The sequence below is a fragment of the Priestia sp. ST2 genome (genome assembly GCF_055810735.1).
Genome location: NZ_JBVVNT010000004.1, coordinates 163,846 through 184,061, shown reverse-complemented (window position 1 = coordinate 184,061; position 20,216 = coordinate 163,846). Strand labels below are relative to the sequence as shown.

19 protein-coding genes and 1 pseudogene are annotated in these 20,216 nt (G+C 37.4%); 15 read left to right on the top strand and 5 right to left on the bottom strand.

Translation table 11 applies throughout. From position 1 onward, the window contains the following. Window positions 1-95: 95 nt before the first annotated feature. Entirely contained in the window at window positions 96-875 is a 780-nt protein-coding gene (locus AC0KUU_RS18085) for an STAS domain-containing protein (RefSeq protein ID WP_013057624.1), read from the bottom strand. Between the two features lie 183 nt (window positions 876-1,058). Then, window positions 1,059-2,264, bottom strand: coding sequence for a TcaA 3rd/4th domain-containing protein (locus AC0KUU_RS18080; RefSeq protein ID WP_322552206.1), 1,206 nt, complete (start codon window positions 2,262-2,264; stop codon window positions 1,059-1,061). Window positions 2,265-2,462: 198 nt separating this feature from the next. On the opposite strand from AC0KUU_RS18080, the gene AC0KUU_RS18075 reads away from it, so the two are divergent. From AC0KUU_RS18075 to AC0KUU_RS18065, 3 genes are all read left to right on the top strand, one after another. After that, window positions 2,463-3,608: an acyl-CoA dehydrogenase family protein gene (locus AC0KUU_RS18075; protein ID WP_097825171.1), complete on the top strand. Its 1,146-nt coding sequence runs from the start codon at window positions 2,463-2,465 to the stop codon at window positions 3,606-3,608. Window positions 3,609-3,698: 90 nt separating this feature from the next. Next, window positions 3,699-4,253, top strand: coding sequence for a GrpB family protein (locus tag AC0KUU_RS18070; protein ID WP_322552205.1), 555 nt, complete (start codon window positions 3,699-3,701; stop codon window positions 4,251-4,253). A 15-nt stretch (window positions 4,254-4,268) separates the two neighbouring features. Then, window positions 4,269-5,201, top strand: a complete 933-nt coding sequence (locus AC0KUU_RS18065; RefSeq protein WP_322552204.1) for an alpha/beta hydrolase — start codon at window positions 4,269-4,271, stop codon at window positions 5,199-5,201. A 256-nt stretch (window positions 5,202-5,457) separates the two neighbouring features. Here the strand turns inward: AC0KUU_RS18065 and AC0KUU_RS18060 are convergent, their stop codons facing one another. Beyond that, window positions 5,458-5,610 (bottom strand): YflJ family protein, encoded by a 153-nt coding sequence (locus tag AC0KUU_RS18060; protein ID WP_013057618.1) that lies wholly within the window; start codon window positions 5,608-5,610, stop codon window positions 5,458-5,460. Between the two features lie 150 nt (window positions 5,611-5,760). Here AC0KUU_RS18060 and AC0KUU_RS18055 point away from each other — a divergent pair, with 150 nt between their 5' ends. From AC0KUU_RS18055 to AC0KUU_RS18015, 9 genes and pseudogenes are all read left to right on the top strand, one after another. Then, window positions 5,761-6,624 carry an alpha/beta fold hydrolase gene (locus AC0KUU_RS18055; protein WP_237074446.1) on the top strand — a complete coding sequence of 288 codons (864 nt, stop codon included), beginning with the start codon at window positions 5,761-5,763 and terminating at the stop codon, window positions 6,622-6,624. Between the two features lie 730 nt (window positions 6,625-7,354). Beyond that, window positions 7,355-8,698, top strand: coding sequence for a hypothetical protein (locus tag AC0KUU_RS18050; protein ID WP_014459522.1), 1,344 nt, complete (start codon window positions 7,355-7,357; stop codon window positions 8,696-8,698). A 106-nt stretch (window positions 8,699-8,804) separates the two neighbouring features. Then, entirely contained in the window at window positions 8,805-9,767 is a 963-nt protein-coding gene (locus AC0KUU_RS18045; RefSeq protein ID WP_162214494.1) for a sortase domain-containing protein, read from the top strand. 230 nt (window positions 9,768-9,997) lie between these two features. Then, window positions 9,998-11,536, top strand: a complete 1,539-nt coding sequence (locus AC0KUU_RS18040; RefSeq protein ID WP_322552202.1) for an AbgT family transporter — start codon at window positions 9,998-10,000, stop codon at window positions 11,534-11,536. Window positions 11,537-11,802: 266 nt separating this feature from the next. Continuing rightward, on the top strand, window positions 11,803-13,029 hold the full coding sequence (locus AC0KUU_RS18035; protein ID WP_043981550.1) for an ammonium transporter: 1,227 nt from the start codon (window positions 11,803-11,805) through the stop codon (window positions 13,027-13,029). Window positions 13,030-13,043: 14 nt separating this feature from the next. Continuing rightward, window positions 13,044-13,406: a P-II family nitrogen regulator gene (locus AC0KUU_RS18030; protein ID WP_013057611.1), complete on the top strand. Its 363-nt coding sequence runs from the start codon at window positions 13,044-13,046 to the stop codon at window positions 13,404-13,406. A gap of 421 nt (window positions 13,407-13,827) precedes the next feature. After that, window positions 13,828-14,106, top strand: a pseudogene (locus tag AC0KUU_RS18025) (ATP-binding cassette domain-containing protein); the annotation flags it as partial. Window positions 14,107-14,406: 300 nt separating this feature from the next. Further along, on the top strand, window positions 14,407-15,315 hold the full coding sequence (locus AC0KUU_RS18020; protein ID WP_025751257.1) for a hypothetical protein: 909 nt from the start codon (window positions 14,407-14,409) through the stop codon (window positions 15,313-15,315). 217 nt (window positions 15,316-15,532) lie between these two features. Beyond that, the gene (locus AC0KUU_RS18015) at window positions 15,533-16,630 is read left to right on the top strand and encodes an acyltransferase (protein WP_043981551.1); all 1,098 of its coding nucleotides are present in this window, start codon (window positions 15,533-15,535) and stop codon (window positions 16,628-16,630) included. Window positions 16,631-16,659: 29 nt separating this feature from the next. Here the strand turns inward: AC0KUU_RS18015 and AC0KUU_RS18010 are convergent, their stop codons facing one another. Then, window positions 16,660-16,947, bottom strand: coding sequence for a hypothetical protein (locus AC0KUU_RS18010; RefSeq protein WP_043981552.1), 288 nt, complete (start codon window positions 16,945-16,947; stop codon window positions 16,660-16,662). A 221-nt stretch (window positions 16,948-17,168) separates the two neighbouring features. On the opposite strand from AC0KUU_RS18010, the gene AC0KUU_RS18005 reads away from it, so the two are divergent. From AC0KUU_RS18005 to AC0KUU_RS17995, 3 genes are all read left to right on the top strand, one after another. Continuing rightward, on the top strand, window positions 17,169-17,657 hold the full coding sequence (locus tag AC0KUU_RS18005; RefSeq protein WP_013083710.1) for a GyrI-like domain-containing protein: 489 nt from the start codon (window positions 17,169-17,171) through the stop codon (window positions 17,655-17,657). Window positions 17,658-17,748: 91 nt separating this feature from the next. Further along, window positions 17,749-18,039, top strand: a complete 291-nt coding sequence (locus AC0KUU_RS18000; protein WP_013057601.1) for a hypothetical protein — start codon at window positions 17,749-17,751, stop codon at window positions 18,037-18,039. Window positions 18,040-18,363: 324 nt separating this feature from the next. After that, on the top strand, window positions 18,364-18,822 hold the full coding sequence (locus AC0KUU_RS17995; protein ID WP_322552201.1) for a hypothetical protein: 459 nt from the start codon (window positions 18,364-18,366) through the stop codon (window positions 18,820-18,822). A 41-nt stretch (window positions 18,823-18,863) separates the two neighbouring features. Here the strand turns inward: AC0KUU_RS17995 and AC0KUU_RS17990 are convergent, their stop codons facing one another. Further along, complete coding sequence (locus AC0KUU_RS17990; protein WP_280559864.1) at window positions 18,864-20,084, bottom strand: DUF418 domain-containing protein; 1,221 nt, start codon at window positions 20,082-20,084, stop codon at window positions 18,864-18,866. Window positions 20,085-20,216: the final 132 nt, after the last annotated feature.

Genomic DNA, 20,216 nt, shown 5'->3' with positions numbered 1-20,216 from the left:
GTGCCTAAACGTTCACAATTCCTCATAACTAAAATCGCCTTTTCCGATTGAAGGAAAAAGCGATTGAGAGAGGATTACTTAATGATATGATGGGCTTATGAAATGGGTGCAATACGATAATTCTTTTTTTCTAAAATGTAAGAGATGCTTTGTTGGACAGTGGAAAATGTTCGCCAATTAAACTGAGAATCTACAAGCGAAAGAGCCATTTTTGAAGAAAGACCAACAATAAGGCAAGTGGTACCAATCAAACGCAAAGCATCGTGAAGCGTGTTAATATAATAACCGTGTTCTTCATCTAACGAATGAAGGGAAGATAAATCAATAAGCAAATAGCGCGCCTGTTCTTTTACAACTGCCTCCAATACCGTTTCAGTTAGCTTCTTGCCACGTTCTATATCCATCTTACCGGTAATGGGCACAGCTAAAACCTCGTCCCATATTTTTAATAAAGGTGTGGACAAATCCTCAATTAACCGTTCTTTTTCAAGCTCTGCTTCGGCTTGATCTGTAAAGTCTAATAGCATAAGCAAGTAGCCATAACGCTCGCCGTCTTTTGTATCAATAGGGTGAATCACAGCTTCTGCTACGTATTGACTGCCAATCGTTATACGCGTTCGGTAGGTTGTATGAAGAGAGGTGAGTAATTTTTCCGCTTCTTCAGAATTGGAATGAAAGAAGTCCATATGCTTTCCAATTAACTCTTCGATATGAGATAACTGGTAGATTGGGAGTACTGGCTGGAGTGTTTCAATTGCTCTTGCATTCATCCACTGCACACGATAGTCTTTATCTGCAATGATCATGGTTTCTTGAATATTTTCTAAAATCAAATGGCCATTAAGCTTTTGTGGAAGTCGTCCAATTCCATTCATTCTCCATCTCTCCTTATGTGTGTATTAAGTTTATGTACATCTACTTTATATTTTACAGTGAAAAGAATAAAGAAGGCTATAAGAAATTTATTAACGTGTATAGGGATTATGGTATGTAAAAAAACGTTGGAGTAAGCACTCGCTTCAATTAAAAAACTCCCCTGTGCAAAAGGGGAGTGCACCTTACTCATATGATTTAATAAAATCAACGTTGTATTTTTCAACGCTTGATAAGTAGGAATCTCTAAATGATGAATCAGGCGTATACCATGACTTTTCATAAAAATAGGCTTGAAGATCTTTCGATTTAAATACATACCCATGCCGCGCATAGATTTCATTTCGAGCTATCCTTAGTTCACTCGAGCTCAAACTGCTAATATCACTATAGCGTAATTTGTAAGAATCCGAACCAGCAAGAATATAAGAGCTTGAAGTAGCATAAGAGCGCGGCCCAGGCACGATCACTTCTCGTTCTTTTATGACGGTTTTTTCCTTTTCGACGGGCGGCGTTTGTATATTTAACATAATACTTTCTTCACTTTGAATAGTGTAGGGACTGCTTTTGAACGTTGTGCCGTCTTTTTGCACTTCTGCATGAACAGTGACGCTTCCATCCGTGGCAACAGGCCCTATTTGTGATGAGCTATTCACCTGCAGTCCCGTGCTTTTTCCATTTACGAATAAAATAGCGTCATCTCTATTCGATGAGATTGTAACGTAAGCCCCTTTAAATACCACAGATATATTTTCTTCTTTTTGCCGGTGAAAATTTACAGTGGTTTGGTCTGTAAGTTTTCCATAAGAGCTTTCATAAGAAGCCGTAAGCGGGTAATTTCCAATCATAAAAGGCCCTATTTTTTGCGTTTGATTCTTGGATATCGATTGTTTTGTATCATTGACTGTAACCGTTGTATCCTCTGGCGTGGTGAGGGAGATATAATATGACGACGGCACAACCACGTACTGTTTTTTGAAGAGTAGTGAATGTTTCTGTTCTTTTATTGTAAAGTAGATACTCGATTTATTTTTTAAATCATTTTCAACGTCTCGTAAAATAGAACCATCGGAAGTTGCGTCTAACAGAGCTTGAATAGATGTGTCATTAATAACTATAGTAGACTGCGAAGAGTCTAATAACTCTCTTAACACAGCTGTATCTTTCGATTCTAATGCCTCAATAAAGCGGTCAGCCGTCTTTTCTTCTGAGCCAGCGAAAAAGAAATAAAATACAAAAGTTAAAAGAAGGATAAGCGCAATACCCCCGCCAATATACCAGCTCTTTTTATGCTTAGCTGCAGCTGGGAACACGGTGAAAGAAAAGCCGCAGTTATTGCAAAATAATTGGTCTGTGCTTGCACTGGCCCCGCATTTTGGACATTGATTCATTCACACCATTCCTTTCTTTTTATTCCATTAAATGTATGGAATGCGCAGGTAAAACAGACCATTAAATTGGAAAAATAATAGATTCAACAAGAAAGATAAACACACCAAACATGCACAGAAAAGGCGAGGTATGCTATGATAAGAACTATATATTAATCCGATAGGGACACTCTGTCATATAAAAAGGAGATGAAGCAAATGAGTGTTTCATTTGTAAATAAAAATCAAGAGTCTACGTATGAAAAATTGCAGCCTCTAGTCGAAAAATTTAAGAAACGAGCTTTTAAAATAGATGAAGAAGGTACGTTTCCCTTTGAAAATATTCAAGAGTTAAAAGAAGCGGGCTATACACGTCTTTCTCTCGAAAGCAAATATGGCGGAGATGAATTACGCCTTTATGATTTTTTATTATTTCAAGAATTAATTGCTCAAGGAGATGCTTCTACGGCTCTTAGTATTGGATGGCATATGGGGATTACAATGGACTTACGTGAAAAAAAGCCTTGGAATCAGCAAATTCTCGATTTTATTTTTAAAGAAATAGAAAAAGGTGCACTTATTAACACCGCTGCTACTGAACCGAAGACGGGAAGTCCTACTCGAGGAGGAAAACCGGAAACGACAGCCGTAAAAACAAAAGAAGGCTGGCGAATCAATGGCCGAAAAACATTCACCACGATGTCTCCAGTGTTAAATTACTTTTTGGTAAAAGCAAGCATTGAAGGTGAAGAAGAGATCGGCTTGTTTTTAATTCCTCGTGAAACAAGCGGACTTTCAATAGAAGAAACATGGGATATGATTGCAATGCGCGGGACAGGAAGTCATGATCTTGTGCTAGAAAACGTCGATATTAAACACGACTTTCTTGTTGAACGCCTCAGTGGTTTTAAAAAGAATGAGCCAAGCGGCTGGCTGCTTCATATACCAGCTTGCTACATGGGTACAGCCATCGCAGCAAGAGATTATGCTGTCGCATTTGCTGCAGAATATTCGCCTAATAGTATTGAAGGAACGATTAGCGAGCTGCCAAATGTGCAGCGTTTAGTAGGAGAGATGGAACTTGAACTTATGCAGGCGCGTCACTTTATGTACAGCGTGGCAAGTAAATGGGATGAAACCGGCGACCGATCAGCATTAGCGGGAGAGTTAGCAGCTGTCAAACACGTAGTGACCAATAGTGCCTGTACGGTTGTCGACAAAGCAATGCGCATAGTGGGGGCGAGAAGCTTGCAGCGCAGTAATCCGCTGCAGCGCTATTATAGAGACGTACGTGCTGGGCTTCACAACCCTCCAATGGATGATATGACGATTATTAATTTAGCGAAGCAGGCGTTTGCTAGATAAAACTTAATAACATGTTAAATGATGAAAAACTGCTTATTATAGGCTATTCTATAATAAGCAGTTTTTTCGTTGCAAGAGGAGGAATTGAAGATGAAGTCCGTAAGAGAAATTCAGCTGACACCCTATAATATCGCGTGGGAAAAGGAATTTTCAAAAGAAGCTGCCACCTTAACAACTATAATGTCAGCTCAAGTTTTAGAGGTTCATCATATCGGAAGCACTGCTGTTCCCGGCCTAAGCGCAAAACCGATTATTGATTTACTTATTGAAGTGAAAGATATAAAGAAAGTAGATACATATAATCAGAGGATGGAACAGCTTGGTTACGAAGCGAAAGGTGAAAACGGCATAAAAGGAAGACGATACTTCCAAAAAGGCGGAAATCAAAGAACGCACCATGTTCATATTTATGAAAAAGGTCATCCAGAAATTAATCGGCATATATGGTTTCGAGATTATCTGCGAACTCACCCTGATACAGCAAAAGAATACGAAACGTTGAAAATAGAACTAGCGCATCGCTATCGCTTTGAACCAGAAAAATATGTGGAAAATAAAACGAATTTTATTCATAAAATAGACGTGCTAGCTTTAAAATGGAGAAAGGGAAGCAGCAATAGGAATAGGAAAGATGATCTTAGATAAAAAGGAGGAACGAGCTTGACTCCAGTTCTAAATCGACAGCCAAATACAGGAAAAAAGAAAAAAACAATATGGATTAGCCTGATATCCTTTGTTATTCTTTGTTTTGTACTTTGTACGGCAATTTCTCTTTATGTAGGCATAAGCCTGACAAAACTAGATAAAAATCCTGCTGTGAAAAATCCTGGTGATTACGGCATGCACTATAGCAATCAAGTATTTTTGAGCAAAGACGGAATAACCCATTTAAAAGGATGGATGATTGAACCAACGGAACAGCCAAAAGCGACCATTATTATGTCACATGGATACGGAAATAACCGTGAAGCACAAGGAGCTGGCTTTCTGCCGCTGAGTAAGGAATTTGTAAAAGCGGGATATCGAGTAGTCATGTTTGACTTTAGAGATTCAGGAGACTCAGAAGGAGATCAAACGACGATTGGTGTAAAAGAACAGCTCGATTTATTAGGCGTTATTCAGAAAATGAAAGAAACAACAAAAGAGCCAATTGTGCTCTACGGCATTTCAATGGGAGCAGCTACTTCTTTATTAGCAGCTTCTCAAGAGGACGACGTAAAAGCGGTGGTAGCCGATAGTCCTTTTAGTGATTTAACCTCTTATTTAAAAGAAAATCTATCTGTATGGTCTCATTTACCAAACTTTCCGTTTACACCGCTAACAATTGCTATTCTTCCTGTTATTGCAGATGCAAATCCTGGTGAAGCTAGTCCTATAAAAGCAGTCGAGCATATTTACCCTCGACCAATTTTATTTATACACAGCACAGGAGATACAAAAATTCCTTACACTGAAAGTGAAAAAATGGCTAAAACGCACCCGGATGCTTTTCACTTCTGGAAAACTGATAAAGCAGAACACGTGCAAAATTATCATGTATACAAAAAAGAATATGTAAAGCGCGTATTATCTTTTATTGAGCAATCACTGTAAAAAAAGAGGCTGGGACAAAAATATTTTAGACGAAATGTAAAACGAACCATTGATCAAGACTTTTGATTAGTGGTTCGTTTTTTTGTTAGGGCAAACGTAGATTTCATGTGTGTAAATCTTTCTAGCTATTGGCGAAGACTCCTGCGGAAAGCGAAGCCTTGCACGGAAATCAACTGCGGCGTCTCAAGCAGTTCAGCTCATATATCCCATTTGTTCATCTTTAGATGGGATTCATTTCGTTATGTCTCAACCTCTTTTAGCCGTTGATTTTACCTTGTTCTATAAGCTCAGCATATAAATTACGAAGAATGTAGGTTTTATAACTTTCTAGCTTTCTTCCATCGATTTTAGAGATATTGGCCGCTTTTAACTGCTGAACAAACCAGCCCTTTGAATAGATATGAGCCATTGTTAATCACTCCTTCAAAAAGATCCACTCTAAATAATTAACTATATTCATAAAAGGAACTAAAAAGAAGTAAACGAGGCAAATGAATTGACGTTCATTTTTTGCAGCGTTATACTGCTCTACAACTACTTATAAAGGAGGAAATGAACAATGAGTAAACAGTATATAAACGTAAATGGCGTTAATTTGCACTACATAAGCAAGGGACAAGGAGATCTTATGCTATTTCTTCATGGGTTTCCTGACTTTTCGCATATTTGGCGACACCAGATAGATGAATTTTCTAATGATTTTCATACAGTTGCTTTGGATTTAAGAGGATATAATCTATCTGAAAAGCCAAGCGGACTAGAATCATACGAAATTGATGTATTAGTAGAAGATATTCGCCAAGTGATTGAAGGTTTAGGATATAGCTCCTGCACGCTAGTTGTACACGACTGGGGAGCAGGGATCGGCTGGACATTTGCTTATCGCTACCCTGAATATGTACAAAAATTAATTGCTTTTAACGGTCCGCACCCTTATACATTTATGCGTGAGCTTAGAACAAATAAAAATCAGCAAAAAGCAAGTGAATATATGAAATGGTTTCAAAAACAAGAAGCACAGGACTATATGGAACGAGATAATTTCTCAGGTTTGCGTAAGCTTGTGATTGACCCAGGTGTAAAAAAAGGATATCTAACAGCTGATGATGTTCAAGCATACATGAACTCTTGGGAAAATGGCTCTGTGCTGTCCATGCTAAGTTATTACCGCAACTTAAAGATTTTCACAGAAGAAGACCTTCAAAGAAAATCTTTGTTTCCGTTAGAAGAAGAAGTGTTACACATCCCGGTACAAATTATTTGGGGAAATCAAGATCCTACTTTTATGCCTGAAAACTTAGATGGTATTGAAGAATATGTACCAAACATATCTGTTCACCGATTAGCTGAAGCATCTCATGCCCCTCAGCATGAAAAGCCTCACGACGTAAACGACGTGATGTGGAATTTTTTAAATAAGTAAAGATAAAAAGAGGCTCAGACAAAAGTAGTTTAGGTGAAAGAAAATCCGAACGATGAATGGAGATTCTTGATAAAGAATCCAACTCGTTCGGATTTTTTTATTGCGCAGGTTTCATATATATAGTGCTTTCTAGCTGATGATTGGAGGGAAAGGCGAAGACTCCTGCAGGAAAACTCCGCGGGGCGCAAACGACGAGAAGGCTCAGCGGCTGCCTGCAGAAAGCGAAGTCTTGAACGGAAATCAACAGCGGTGTTAAAAGTGATTCATACTAACTCATTTATCCCATTTGTTCGTCTTTAAATTGAATTTATCTTGTTATGTCTCAATTTCTTTTTCTGTTAAATTTAAAATATTTATTCAAAAAGTGATCCAAATGAATAAGGTGTTCGTTAGGTAAGTAGAAAAGGAAGTACTTCTTAAGAAAAGGCGGTTAAAAATTTTTTAAAAAAAGTGATCTAGCTGAAGAAGGCGTTCGTTAGGTAAGTAGAAAGGGAAGGCATTCTTCACGAAAATGACATTTTTAAAAAATTTTTAAAAGAGTGATCCAACGTCACTCAGCGATCGTTTAGTAAATAGAAAGAGAATACTTCCTAAAAAGGATCATTAAATGTGAGGGAACATGAAAGTTTAATATATATAATATTCAAAATGTTCAATCTATTTAATGGTTTAAGATGTAGTAAGAATGAAAAAAGTGGCGTACATCAACTAAAAATGAGGAGAGTGGAAAATGATGAAATTAAGTAAAAAATTAATGATCCCTGTACTAGGAGCTTCACTATTGATGCCGACTATTGCAAATGCAGAGGAAGCAAAACCAACGGCAGTAACAAAAGCTTCAGATCTACGAGCGAACTTAGACTACCTATTATCTGAACACTTTACGCTTGCCGTTGCCGCTATGACAACAGCCTATGACGGTTCTAAAGATGCTGACGCTGCGTTCAAAGCATTGGATCAAAATGCCGTCGACATGGAGCCAGCTATTGCTTCTATCTATGGTGATAAAGGAGCGGCTGAGTTTGAACGAATTTTCAGAGAACACAACAATTACACAGATGATTTTGTAAAAGCAACAAAAGAAAACGACAAAGAAGCCATGGCGGAAGTAGATAAAGAAGTAGATCAATTCGTGAATGAATTTGCTAAATTTCTAAGCACTGCTACGGAAGGTAAACTACCTGAAGATGCAGCAAAAGAAGCGCTTCGCGTTCACGAAGATCAAGTAAAAGAAACGTTTGAAGATTATGTAGAAGGTGACTATGAGGCAGCCGCGAAGACATACCGCGAAGGATATCAGCAAATGTTCGCAATTAGTAAAGCGTTATCAAATGCAATTGTAACGCAGATGCCCGATAAATTCGACAATACAAAAGTGGATACACCAGCAGCAGATTTACGTTCTTCATTAAACAGCTTAGCAGCAGAACATTTTGCTCTAGCAACAATGGGAATGGAAAAAGGGTTTAACGGTTCAAAAGATTACGACTATGTTAGCTGGTTAGAAAATGCCAACACAGCAGATTTTAAAGCTGCAATCGGCTCAGTATATGGCGATGAAGGAGCTGCACAATTCGAAAAAATTTGGCAAGGAGATCACATCAATGCCCAAGCTGAATTAGTAAGTGCACAAGTAAAAGGCGATGAAGCAGGAGAAAAAGCTGCAAAAGATAAGCTCCATAAATTCGCGCAAGAATTTGGTACATTCTTAGGAACAGCAACAGATGGAAACCTTCCAACTGCAGACGCACAGGCAGCTATAAAAGCACACGAGGATACGGTTATTAAAACATTTGAACAATATGCATCCGGTGACTACGCTGGAAGTTATGATACGTATCGCGAAGGGTATAAATTAATGTTTGGTGTTGGCCAAGCTTTAGGTGAAGCAATCGTAAAACAAAACCCCGATAAGTTTGCTGAAACAGCTATGCCAACAGATATGCCGAAAACAGGTATGGGCGGGGCATCTGAATCAACGATGAACCCACTAACAGCGATCTATATTGCACTAGGTTCGTTAGCTGTGTTAACAGCTGGAGTGATTTTACGCAAGAAACCAGTAAGCAAATAATATTCTTCTCCTTTTCCTTATGATTTACAAGTCAAGAGTCCTGAAAAAAAGAAGAGAGGTTGTTCTCTCTTCTTTTTTATAAACAGCTGTGAAATGAGGTGACGATGTGAAAAAAGCGATTGTTCTCGCCTACTGTATATTAAGTTTAGTCATCCTTGTTAGCGGGGGACTATATTTTAAAGAACAAATGGTAGAAGCAAAAGAAACAAAGCAACAGGCTGCAGCTAAACAAAAAGAAAAAGAAGCACAATCAAAGGATCTAAAAAGCCGGGTAACGCTTGAAGAAGAATTTGCTGTACTAAAAAAGCATAAAACAGAAGCCAAACAGTTAAACAAAGAATTTAAAGGAATCATCCCTGAAAAAGTGTCCATTCCTGCTGTTCATGTGGAGGCTTCAATTGAACAAGTAGGAGTATTAGACAGCGGTGAAATGGCAGCTCCATCTACAGAAAATGGAGTTGCTTGGTTTGAACCAGGAGCTAAACCTGGCGTAAAAGGAAATGCTGTATTAGCAGGACACGTAGACAGTAAAACCGGACCTGCCGTCTTTTACAACCTAAAAAACTTAAAAAAAGACGATGAAATTACCGTCAGAGATGCACAGGGGACCACGCTTACTTTTGTTGTTAAACGTATAAAAAGCTATCCGCGAGATAAGGCACCTCTAAACGAAATTTTTGGGTACAGCAACAAACGTAATTTAAATTTAATTACGTGCACAGGCACGTTTGACCGTGCGGAAGGAACCCATCAAGAGAGGTTAGTTGTCTATACAGAACTAAAAGCTGACCAAGCAAAAGAATTGGAGCGTGAAGCAAATGCACCACAACCTCCTACACATGTAAAGATGAGCGGTAATTTGCTTACGTGGTACGCGGTACGAGAAGGTAATATTATCGGCTACCGCATTTATAAAAAGAATCCAGGCGGAACATTTGTCCATATTGGCAGCGTTTCGGAATTTGAGCGAAAAAGCTTTGCTGACTCCGACGCATCTCAAGCTCGTTACTATGTAACAGCTGTTAATGAGTCAGGAAAAGAGTCCGCTCCGTCTAGTATAGCGAAATAACAAAAAGCTCTCTTCAAACGGAGAGCTTTTTGTTATTTTTGATTGTCGATTAAAAAGATATCTTCTGCCTTTCTATTTATCTAAATGCTATTAGTTTTAATAGATAAATAAAAATTCCTCGAAAATAATACTTGAATAATATAAATATTCAGATTATTATGTACTAATAGTCTTTTTGGTAATTAAAAGGAAAAATCTAAAAAGAATCTAAACGAAAAAGGAGCGAAAGTATGGCACAACCTAATTTGCAGACGGAGCAAAAATCACACCCAACAACCTTTCTAGACAAACTATTAGGAAGGGTAGAAGCAATCGGAAACAAACTACCTGATCCTTTTATTTTGTTTGTATGTCTAGCGCTTATTATCGTAGTAGCATCTGTTGCTATTCATAGTATGGGAGTAACGGTGGTCCATCCCGGTACTAATAAGACTCTTCCAATTAAAAGTTTGTTGTCGCACGAAGGCATTCAGTATATCTTAACATCGATGCTGACCAATTTCACTGAATTTAAGCCCCTAGGACTTGTACTTGCTATGATGCTTGGAGTCGGACTTGCAGAAAAAGTAGGTCTGCTTGAAGTGGCCATAAAGAAAACGATTTTAAATGCTCCAAAAGCTCTTATTACATACGCCATCATTTTTACAGGAATTATGGCCAACTTAGCGGCAGATGCTGCTTTTGTCATCGTGCCTCCGCTTGCCGCAATGATTTTTTATACAGTAGGAAGGCACCCGCTTGCTGGATTAGCAGCAGGATTTGCTGGGGTGGGATCAGGCTTTACAGCGAATCTTATTATATCCGGAACCGACGGATTGTTATCAGGCATTTCTACTGAAGCTGCTAAAACAATTGACCCAAGCGCTGCTGTCAGTCCTGCAGCAAACTGGTATTTCATGGCGGCTTCTGTATTTGTTTTGACCGTTATAGGGGCGATCGTCACCGAAAAGATTGTAGAACCTAGGCTGGGCAATTATAAAGGAAAAAAACGCAATGATTTTGGTGAAATTAGTGAGGCAGAAGTAAAAGGGTTAAAAAACAGTATCGTTGCTACATGTATTTATGTCGCTGTACTAGCTGTTTTCTTATTTTGGCCCAACTCTCCTCTACGAAATGAAGACGGTGGAATTGTTCCATCTCCTTTTTTAGATGGTATCATTCCGATCACGCTGCTGTTTTTTGTGGTAGTTGGCTCTGTTTACGGAATAACAGTAGGAAAAATCAAAAGTTCTAGAGATGTACCTGCTTATATGACTGAGTCGATGAAAGATATGGCTAGCTATATTGTCCTTATTTTTGCAGCTGCTCAATTTATCGCTTACTTTAATTGGACTAATATTGGAACGTGGATTGCAGTAGAAGGAGCGGATGCATTAAAAGCACTAAATCTAACTGGACTTCCAGTTGTGGTTGGTTTTGTATTTTTAACTGTTGTTCTAAGCCTTCTTATTTTTAGCGGCTCCGCTCAATGGGCACTAGAAGCACCTATTTTTATTCCATTGTTCATGCTGTTAGGCTACAACCCTGGATTTATTCAAGCGGCATACCGAATAGCGGATTCTTCCACGAATGTAATCACTCCTTTAAATCCATATATGATTGTTATTTTAGCCTTTATGAAAGAATACGAGCCTAAGGCAGGACTTGGCACAATTATTTCACTTATGCTTCCTTATACTCTAGCTTTTTTAGGGATTTGGATTGTTATGTTGATTATTTTTGCTGTATTCGGTATTCCTCTGGGGCCTGGTGTATATATGTATTTGTAAAGAAAAATCCTCTTCTACTTCAAGAAGAGGATTTTTTTATGTCAGAAACTCTAACACAAATAAAAAATAGTTCAGCTTATGTGTACGTGGAAGAATACATAAGAAAAAGAAAACAGTATAAAAAACAAAAGTTTTCTGAATAAATTTGCAAAAAGTAGTTGCTAAATACATATAAATCAAATATGATAGTAAACATAACAAAATATGTTATATAATCTAACATTAAATTCAGGGGTTATTTATTCGTACTTAAGGGGGAAATCATCATGCAAATGGGCGATTCAGTATTTATGTTTTTTTCAGCATTATTGGTTTGGATTATGACACCAGCTATTGCATTGTTTTACGGGGGCATGGTTCGAAGTAAAAACATGTTAAGTACCGCGATGTATAGCGTAGGTTCCTTAGCTGTTATATCCGTTCTTTGGATAGTAGCAGGCTATTCGTTAGCTTTTTCGACCGGTGGCAATGCTTTTATTGGTAACTTGGACTGGGTGGGATTAAAAGGAGTCGGGTTCACTCCAAACGGGGACTACAGTGCTACGATCCCGCATAATATGTTTATGATGTTTCAGCTGACATTTGCTGTACTAACAGTAGCTATTATCTCTGGGGCTTTTGCAGAGCGCATGAAGTTTTCAGCATTTATCTTATTTGCTATCCTATGGTCATTATTTGTATATGCACCAGTTGCACACTGGGTTTGGGGAGTTGGCGGATGGCTTCGTGAACTAGGAGCTATTGACTTTGCCGGAGGAAACGTCGTTCACATTTCGTCAGGTGTAGCAGGATTAATTCTAGCTCTTGTTGTTGGAAAACGAAAAAATGCCGATGCCGCAGCACCTCACAATTTACCGTTAACTCTTTTAGGCGGAATGCTGATTTGGTTCGGTTGGTTTGGTTTTAACGTTGGAAGTTCTTTAACTATTAACAGCGTTGCAATGACGGCTTTTATTAACACGAATACAGCGGCAGCAACAGGAATTATCGGCTGGCTTGTAGTAGAGTGGATTATCAATAAAAAACCTACGCTGCTTGGAGCCGTTTCGGGAGCGATTGCTGGACTTGTAGCTATTACACCAGCTTGTGGATTCGTTACACCGTTTGCCTCTATTATAATTGGTTTTATCGGCGGTGCAGTTTGTTTCTGGGGTATCTTCTCACTTAAAAAGAAAATCGGTTACGACGATGCGTTAGATGCATTTGGTCTTCACGGTATTGGGGGAACATGGGGAGGTATTGCAACAGGTTTATTTGCCACAACTTCTGTAAATGACGCCGGTGCGAATGGTTTATTCTACGGAGACCCAAGTCTACTTTGGAAACAGCTGGTTGCTATCGTAGCAACATACCTATTTGTCGGTATTGCTACCTTCATTATCGTTAAAGTGGTTGGTTTAATCGTATCTCTGCGTGCGACACAAGAAGAAGAAACACTTGGGCTTGATATTACGCTGCACGGTGAAAGAGCGTATCACGAATCGAATATGTAAAAGGGGTGGGCACAGTGAGTGATGTTTTAACGAAAATTGAAATTATTACACGCCCTTCAAAGTTTGAAGAGCTTAAGCAAGAACTGGCGAAAATCGGCGTTAGCGGTATTACAGTTACGGATGCACTGGGGTGCGGGTTGCAAAAAGGTATTACAGAGCTTTATAGAGGCGTTAAAAAACAAGACAACATGCACGCACGAATTAAAGTAGAAATTGTGGTGTGCGAAGTTCCGGTATCTGACGTTGTTGATAAAGCAAGAAAAGTACTAAATACAGGTCAGCCTGGAGATGGGAAAATATTTATCTATGAATTAAAAAATGCGATTAAGATCCGAACAGGGGAAGAGGGATCACAGGCATTACGAAATAATAGTTAAAGTCGGGGAGAAGTAGAAAACAAAGGGTCACATAAAAGAGGCTTGGACAAAAGTATGTTAGCCAAAGTGAAAAACGAACCGTTAGTCAACATGTTTGATTAACGGTTCGTTTTCTTTGTTATGTTAAACATACATCTGTTTCGTTCCTTCTAGCAGCTGATTGGAAAGAAAGGCGAAGACTCCTGTAGGAAAAGCGGAACAGACGAGACCCCACAGGAGCGCAAGCGACGAGGAGGATCAGCGACTGCCCGCGGAAAGCGAAGTCTTGCGCAGAAATCAATGGCGGTGTCACAAGCAGTTCAGCTCATGTATCTCATTTGTTAGCCTTTAGATTGGATTCATTTCGTTATGTCCCAGCCTCTTTTTTAGGTTAAATAGGTGCAAAGCATGTTTTCGTAGGGTGACATGCTTTTTGTTCCATGTACTAGCCATTGGGCGAACGCTTATGATGAACCCTTCTATGCTTATGCTAGATGAACCTTCTATGGGGCTTGCTCCTATCATTGTAGAACAAATATTTGAAATCATTATGGAATTAAATAAAAGCGGAATGACCATTTTACTCGTTGAACAAAACGCTTATCAAGCACTGCAAATCGCACACCGAGGCTATGTGATTCAAACGGGAGAAATTATTCTGCAAGGGAAAGGATCGGAATTAATTCATAATGAAAAAATAAAAGAAGCTTATTTAGCTTAAAAAAACAAACCGCATCGCGTTTTAACGCTGCGGTTTGTTTTTGTTCACAAGGGATGATTTGGATAAAGCAGGTAAGCATTGCTATTATCTGGTTTAGTTTCTTAATTAGGTAGGGAACGTTTAAAATAAGATTATTGAATAAGTGAGTAATTAGGCAACCCCCTAGATGAAAGAAATGATTCAATTTAAAGCTTTTTTATAAAAAACAAAAAAAGTTGAAACTTTTTTCATTAAAAAACGTTTATAAAGTAATAGAAAAAAATGGGTACGGTTATTTACACTCAAAAAGGAAGTGAGAGCGTGGCGACGCTGAAAACTAATTATTTGACTGACTTATGCTTAATCTATAGAGAAAGTCAATTTTATGTACTGCAAATACCTAGTTTCTACAAAAAAATGGCTAGCAAATACTTTCAGTTTCAGCCTCAAGAAAAAATTATCGCGTATTTACACAGCTCTTTTATAGCAGGCCTAGATAAAAGGGGAATTTGCTTTACAAATAAGGGGATTTACTGGAAAAGCAGAGGGATGAAAAAAGGAAAAATGTTATGGGAAGAGTTCGCTAACATTCAATCCATTACCATTCGAAAAGAAGAAATGATTTGTTTTAATGACGTGGAGAAATTTCAAGTCAATCAAAACGATTACTCAGCTAGAAAGCTAGTATCTCTATTAAAAAAAATCAAGAAATTTATTCGCACTCATTCCCATGAATATATGTGTCAAGACTATATATATCCGTGTGTATCCTCAAAAGAATTAACTTCTATTTGTTCGTCTTTTCAAATTCATCAAACCCCTGATCCAAAAGATGTGTTGTCGGTAGAAGGACAGCTATGTGAAGAAGTTGAAAAAGAGATGCGAAACAGGCTCTACTTACCTGCTAAAGAAAAAATTGTAGCTCATTTAAATACATATCCTCTTCAAAAAACCGAGGGGATTACCGTTTGTTCTAAAGGAATTTATTTCTCAAAATCTTTTAAAACAGTTTACTACCCTTGGCACTTATTTCGCCACGTGAGTATCTCAGTGGAAACCGAGGAATTAAAAATTGCTAAAAAACATTCGTTATCTCTCAACTCAGCTGCCGTGTCAAGCGGGGAAGTAATGCTGTTTCTAAAACAGATTAAACAGCATGTGCAGGCTTTGCATGAAAAAGAAGTCGATATTAAACAAGATAATAAGTTTGCATGGAAGATGTTAATTTAAAAAACAGGTTACGCGTAATCTGTTTTTTTATTTTGTAGTTCTTTAGAATCATTTATTTGGAATATTGAAAGACATCATACAAGTAAACAAGACTAGAATATTGGAAGTTAAGAAATTTTTTCCATGACTATAAGGTTAATTTTACCAAAATATCTTTCCTGTTTGGATAATTATGCTAAAATAGAGCTCGAGTTTATTTTAAGGAGCTGACAACAAGATGGAACGTAATTATTCAATTGATTTTATTAAGTTTTTTGCTACAGTGTTTGTGGTTTGTATTCATGTTAATCCATCACATGACGATTTCTTTTTAGGGAACCAGGAAAATGTGCTAGATGTCATTGTTGACACATTTGCACGATTCGCGGTTCCTTTTTTCTTTATTGTATCAGGTTATTTGTTTATGAATAAAATCCAAAAGCATCCAAAGCCTTCTGCATACTTAAAAAAATACACGTGGAATATTTCAAAACTTTATGCATGTTGGTTCATCTTTTATTTATTGTTTGGTGTAGTTCTGCGCTTATTTCAGAACCACGGAACATTAGCAGAACGAAAAGGTGCAGTAGCTGATTATTTAACATCATCCATCACATTCAAAGATATTTTTTATTATGGAAGTGACACAAGCGGATTTCAGCTTTGGTACTTGATTGCATTAATTTGGGCTGTGGTCATCGTTTTCTTATTTCAACGATGGAAAAAGATTGGCTTATTAATGTTTATCAGCACCGTATTATATGTAACTGGGTTATTTGGGCAGTCTTATTCTTTATTTTTTCCACTTTCTTTTCAAACGAGAGATGCCCTGTTCTTTGGTTTGTTCTATACAGTATTAGGAGCTATGTTTGCCCTTTATGGTAAGAAAATTCTGTCAGTATTAAACGCAAGGCCAACAATTTATTTAGCCAGCTTTTTTGTGTTTTCAGCGTTAGAGATCGTCGAGCGTTACTGGTTGGTTAATATCCAGCACAGCAAGCCCGGAGACTACTTTATTTCTACGATTTTTTTATCGGCATCATTGTTTTTATTCGTATTGAGCAGTCCAAGTCTTGGCAAAAACTCATTTTTTTCAAAGGTTGGGAAAAATTCAGTTGGCATTTATGTAGTGCATATATGTATATTAAATGAGACCTATCGATTGCTTCGTTCTATAGATTCTTCTTTCTTTACGAATAGTGTCGTTGCCTACGTACTCATCGTTCCAGCAGTTTTTTGGTGCTCGTACTATTTATATAGAGGAATTCAATGGACAAAGGGAAAATTACATGTAAAGCCGCACAAACATTCATTTACAAAGCTACAGCATAAATAAAAAGAGCTGGCTAACTAAGCCAGCTCTTTTTATGATGCAATAGCGTACAAAAGCTGCCTTTGCCGTTGAGGGGATAAAGAAATATTTTGATACAATTCGTAAATATGATGTTCGTTCCGGTGATAACAAATCCAATCCTCGTATGTTCCTTTTAAGAAGATGCGAAAAAACACGATTCGCTTATTCGTGCCGCCTGTTTTTAATTCAATTTTCAAATCATCTGTTTCTAATGTATACTGTACTGTAGAAGAGGAAAGAGCAAGTTTAGTTGTTTTTTTACTTGTTTTAATGAATTCGGCAAGTTCAATGATCTTCATTTTTTTACCTCACTCTATTGTAAATTAGGGGTATCTTATACGTATGATGTGTACAAAGAAAATAGAATCGTTTTTTTATAGTTTAGAAGAATGATCTTCAGCCCCTTCGTTAAGGGATTTGTATAAAAGGTTGACGTTTTCTTTGAATACAAATAAAATGCATATTAAGAAGTATTTCCCTCATTGTAACTACAGAAAAAGAAGAATTAAGGGGGCTCAATATGTTGACTGACTTAGTTGTAAGTCAAAAAGTAGTCAAGGTAAATGAATTTACTGTTGTAGGAGTGCCTATTCGAACAGATGAACCTGTGGAAGAAACGGGCACAGGTCTTATTCCCGAGCACTGGCAGACTTTTTATAAACAACAGTTAGCTAATAAAATTGCCAATAAAGTAAATGGTAATACATTTGCTCTTTATACAGAATTTGAATATGATCAAAAAATGGATTTTACATTTGCTCTCGGATATGAAGTTTTACCCGGCGGCGAACTGAAAGATGATATGAGAGAGTTCATCATTCCAGAAGGTGAATACATGGTGTTTACAACAGCTGTTGGGCCAGCTAGACAGGTAGTCGTAGAGGCTTGGGCTTATATTCGGGAGTGGGCTAAAAAAAATCATCGTGCCTATAAAATAGATTTTGAATTATATGATGAACGCTGTATTGATCCTGAGTACAGTCAAGTTGATATTTATGTTTCAATTTAATAGCTAGTTTTGCTAAGTAGTTAAGATGCAGAGAAACGTTTTTGCTGCGTTCTTACTTTTAACGATAGGAATAAAAAGGGGTTTAGCGAGAGTGATCAGCAACGATTTATTACAAGCTTTAAAAGACGGATATAAACAGAGAATTAAATGGGTACTTATAAGTCAAATGGCACTGTTCATCACCGTAGCAGTCATACTTGTATCAAATTTTGTCACTAAATTTTCGTTTAACCAATTAAGCTTTATTTTTGTTTTGGTTAGTATAAGTTCGCTGTTATCAGGGGTAGAGCACGTATTGTTAAAACGTGAGAAGTGGCAATGGATTTTTGATTTTATTTTAGCTGCTTTTTTTATTGGTTTATCTATTTTTTTACACCGTTAAAGCGCCTGGTTCAGCGCTTTTTTATTTTGAGCAGCTCCGCACGCAATTTTCGGGCCTTTCTAGTATAAACAAAACAAAAATAGGTATTTATGACGAAAATAGTCAGAAAATTTAGTAAAAAAGTCTTGTATCTTGTCTTTATTTCGATTATGATAAGTTTACACCCTTCGTATTCACTTCTTTGGATGTCAGTACCTCTATTTTTACACTACAGAAAAGAGGTGAAGTCATTTCTTCAGTTTTCCTGCTAGCCTGCATACTAACCCTTTTAGCTATTTTATTTAGTAGCAACTACCCTCAAAATTAAAGGAGAGATCCACGCTTATGTCAAAAGCCCCTGTAAAAAACGAAATTGAACTTCAACTATCTGAAACGCACTTTTTTCAACTGCTTGATTTAATTTATTTAGGTAACTGGATGGTCACAGCATGTTCTGGAGTAGAAGATGAGCATGCACAAGAATATACGGATGTAGAAAAACAAATGTTTTCTCATGCAGAGCCTTTCCTTGAAAAAGGACCTTTTCACACGCTAAACAGTGAGGTTATGTTTACAGAAGAACATGAAGATTCTCTTCAAGATATTATTGGAGAATACGATAACGAAGTGTTTTGGGAAGCGCTAGCCTATCGCATGGCTAAACGAGATGTGATAGAACAAATAGGACCCATTAAAGAAATAAAAAATGAAGTTTTTATGCGAATTTTTCATCGAGAAATGGAGTATATACGAGAGTTTGAGGCAAATGGAATTAAACGAATAACCATACCTCCTTTGCAGTAAAGGAGACAAATCGGCTTTCAAATTTGAAGGCCGATTTGCTGTTAAGCTGAAGCTTTTCTATTCCGTCTGAGAGGCGGGAAAGATCGGTATGTAAAGCTCCGCCATAACCATTCACACGGACCGTAATAGAAATAATAAAGCCACCACTTATTAAAAAAAAGCTGGAGTGTATATATAATGAGACAAATAATCGTGCTTTCTGTTAAGGTAAGAGTTCCGTATAAACCAAAGACTCTAACCATCCACAGGCAAATTAAAGTTTGGCTAAGGTAAGTTGTTAATGCCATTGTTCCACTATACTTAAAAAGACCCAGCACTGAAGCGTAAGGAGAAAATTGCAGGAATAACAGTAAGGTGGTAAGATAAAAAAAACATAGAAAAATGCCGCTCAAACTTGTAAAAAGGTGAATGGCCGCCTGCTGATAGAGTCCATATTTTAAAATTTCTAGTTTTAAAATAGCGAGAATGATAGTTAAAGTAAAACCTGCTGCACCTGTTATTAACTGAATTTTCTTAAAAAAAGAACGATTTTGTTCGATACTATGTACTAATTCTTTTTTAGCAGTATATAAGCCAAATAAAAACATAGAAAATACGGGAAAGATAGAAAACGGTAGATTTAATAGCATAGGTACCACTTCAACATTCAAACGATAAAACAGCCAAGATAAATAGTCTGCTTGCCTGTAGGTGGATAAATATTGGACTAAGGCATGTTCATGTAAAATCTTATACTCCAACTGAGCCTCCTGCAAGACGTGGGCTGGAATAAAAAACTGCATGCAAGCCAAAAGATAAAAAAAGCATAGCAGGCCTATTGCCCACAGCAAAATCGTCTTGGTTTTTTGATTATAAAAAAACAACAATAAAAAACCGCCAATAGCATACACATGCAAAATGTCTCCATACCAGAAAAAGACAAGATGAAAAAGCCCGATTAATAGCAAAGAAGCCATTCTTCTTGACCATAAAGCAGCGGCAAAGTAATGCTTTTCTTCAGCTCTACGCAAAAAGATTCCGCATCCAAGTCCAAATAAAAAAGAAAAAATCGTAAAAAACTTTCCTTGAACAAACAGCAGCAGGAATAAATCAATATAAGCATCGATTCCTTTATATTCATAAGGAATATCGTACATTTGAAAAATAAATATCGGATAAGCAAAAGCAGGGATATTTACTAAGAAAATGCCTAGCAAAGCAATACCCCGAATAATATCAAGAACAACAAGGCGTTCGTTAAGGGGAAGTGGAGAAGGATTCATCACTGTCGCTCCTTTTTGTTAGATATGTACATCTTAACACGACAGTGGCGAAAAAATAGGTGGGAATATAAAAAAATAAGCGGAAAGATTCATAGCTTTATGAACAAAAAAGTTGGATAATAATGGTATGGT

What these genes read in the sequence shown, in the direction of transcription:
- AC0KUU_RS18010 (WP_043981552.1), bottom strand. Translation starts at nt 16,947, where the DNA reads ATGAAGATCATTGAACTTGCCGAATTCATTAAAACAAGTAAAAAAACA.
- AC0KUU_RS18035 (WP_043981550.1), top strand. Translation starts at nt 11,803, where the DNA reads ATGCAAATGGGCGATTCAGTATTTATGTTTTTTTCAGCATTATTGGTT.
- AC0KUU_RS18085 (WP_013057624.1), bottom strand. Translation starts at nt 875, where the DNA reads ATGAATGGAATTGGACGACTTCCACAAAAGCTTAATGGCCATTTGATT.
- AC0KUU_RS18050 (WP_014459522.1), top strand. Translation starts at nt 7,355, where the DNA reads ATGATGAAATTAAGTAAAAAATTAATGATCCCTGTACTAGGAGCTTCA.
- AC0KUU_RS17990 (WP_280559864.1), bottom strand. Translation starts at nt 20,084, where the DNA reads ATGAATCCTTCTCCACTTCCCCTTAACGAACGCCTTGTTGTTCTTGAT.
- AC0KUU_RS17995 (WP_322552201.1), top strand. Translation starts at nt 18,364, where the DNA reads ATGTCAAAAGCCCCTGTAAAAAACGAAATTGAACTTCAACTATCTGAA.
- AC0KUU_RS18040 (WP_322552202.1), top strand. Translation starts at nt 9,998, where the DNA reads ATGGCACAACCTAATTTGCAGACGGAGCAAAAATCACACCCAACAACC.
- AC0KUU_RS18060 (WP_013057618.1), bottom strand. Translation starts at nt 5,610, where the DNA reads ATGGCTCATATCTATTCAAAGGGCTGGTTTGTTCAGCAGTTAAAAGCG.
- AC0KUU_RS18055 (WP_237074446.1), top strand. Translation starts at nt 5,761, where the DNA reads ATGAGTAAACAGTATATAAACGTAAATGGCGTTAATTTGCACTACATA.
- AC0KUU_RS18080 (WP_322552206.1), bottom strand. Translation starts at nt 2,264, where the DNA reads ATGAATCAATGTCCAAAATGCGGGGCCAGTGCAAGCACAGACCAATTA.
- AC0KUU_RS18005 (WP_013083710.1), top strand. Translation starts at nt 17,169, where the DNA reads ATGTTGACTGACTTAGTTGTAAGTCAAAAAGTAGTCAAGGTAAATGAA.
- AC0KUU_RS18075 (WP_097825171.1), top strand. Translation starts at nt 2,463, where the DNA reads ATGAGTGTTTCATTTGTAAATAAAAATCAAGAGTCTACGTATGAAAAA.
- AC0KUU_RS18015 (WP_043981551.1), top strand. Translation starts at nt 15,533, where the DNA reads ATGGAACGTAATTATTCAATTGATTTTATTAAGTTTTTTGCTACAGTG.
- AC0KUU_RS18070 (WP_322552205.1), top strand. Translation starts at nt 3,699, where the DNA reads ATGAAGTCCGTAAGAGAAATTCAGCTGACACCCTATAATATCGCGTGG.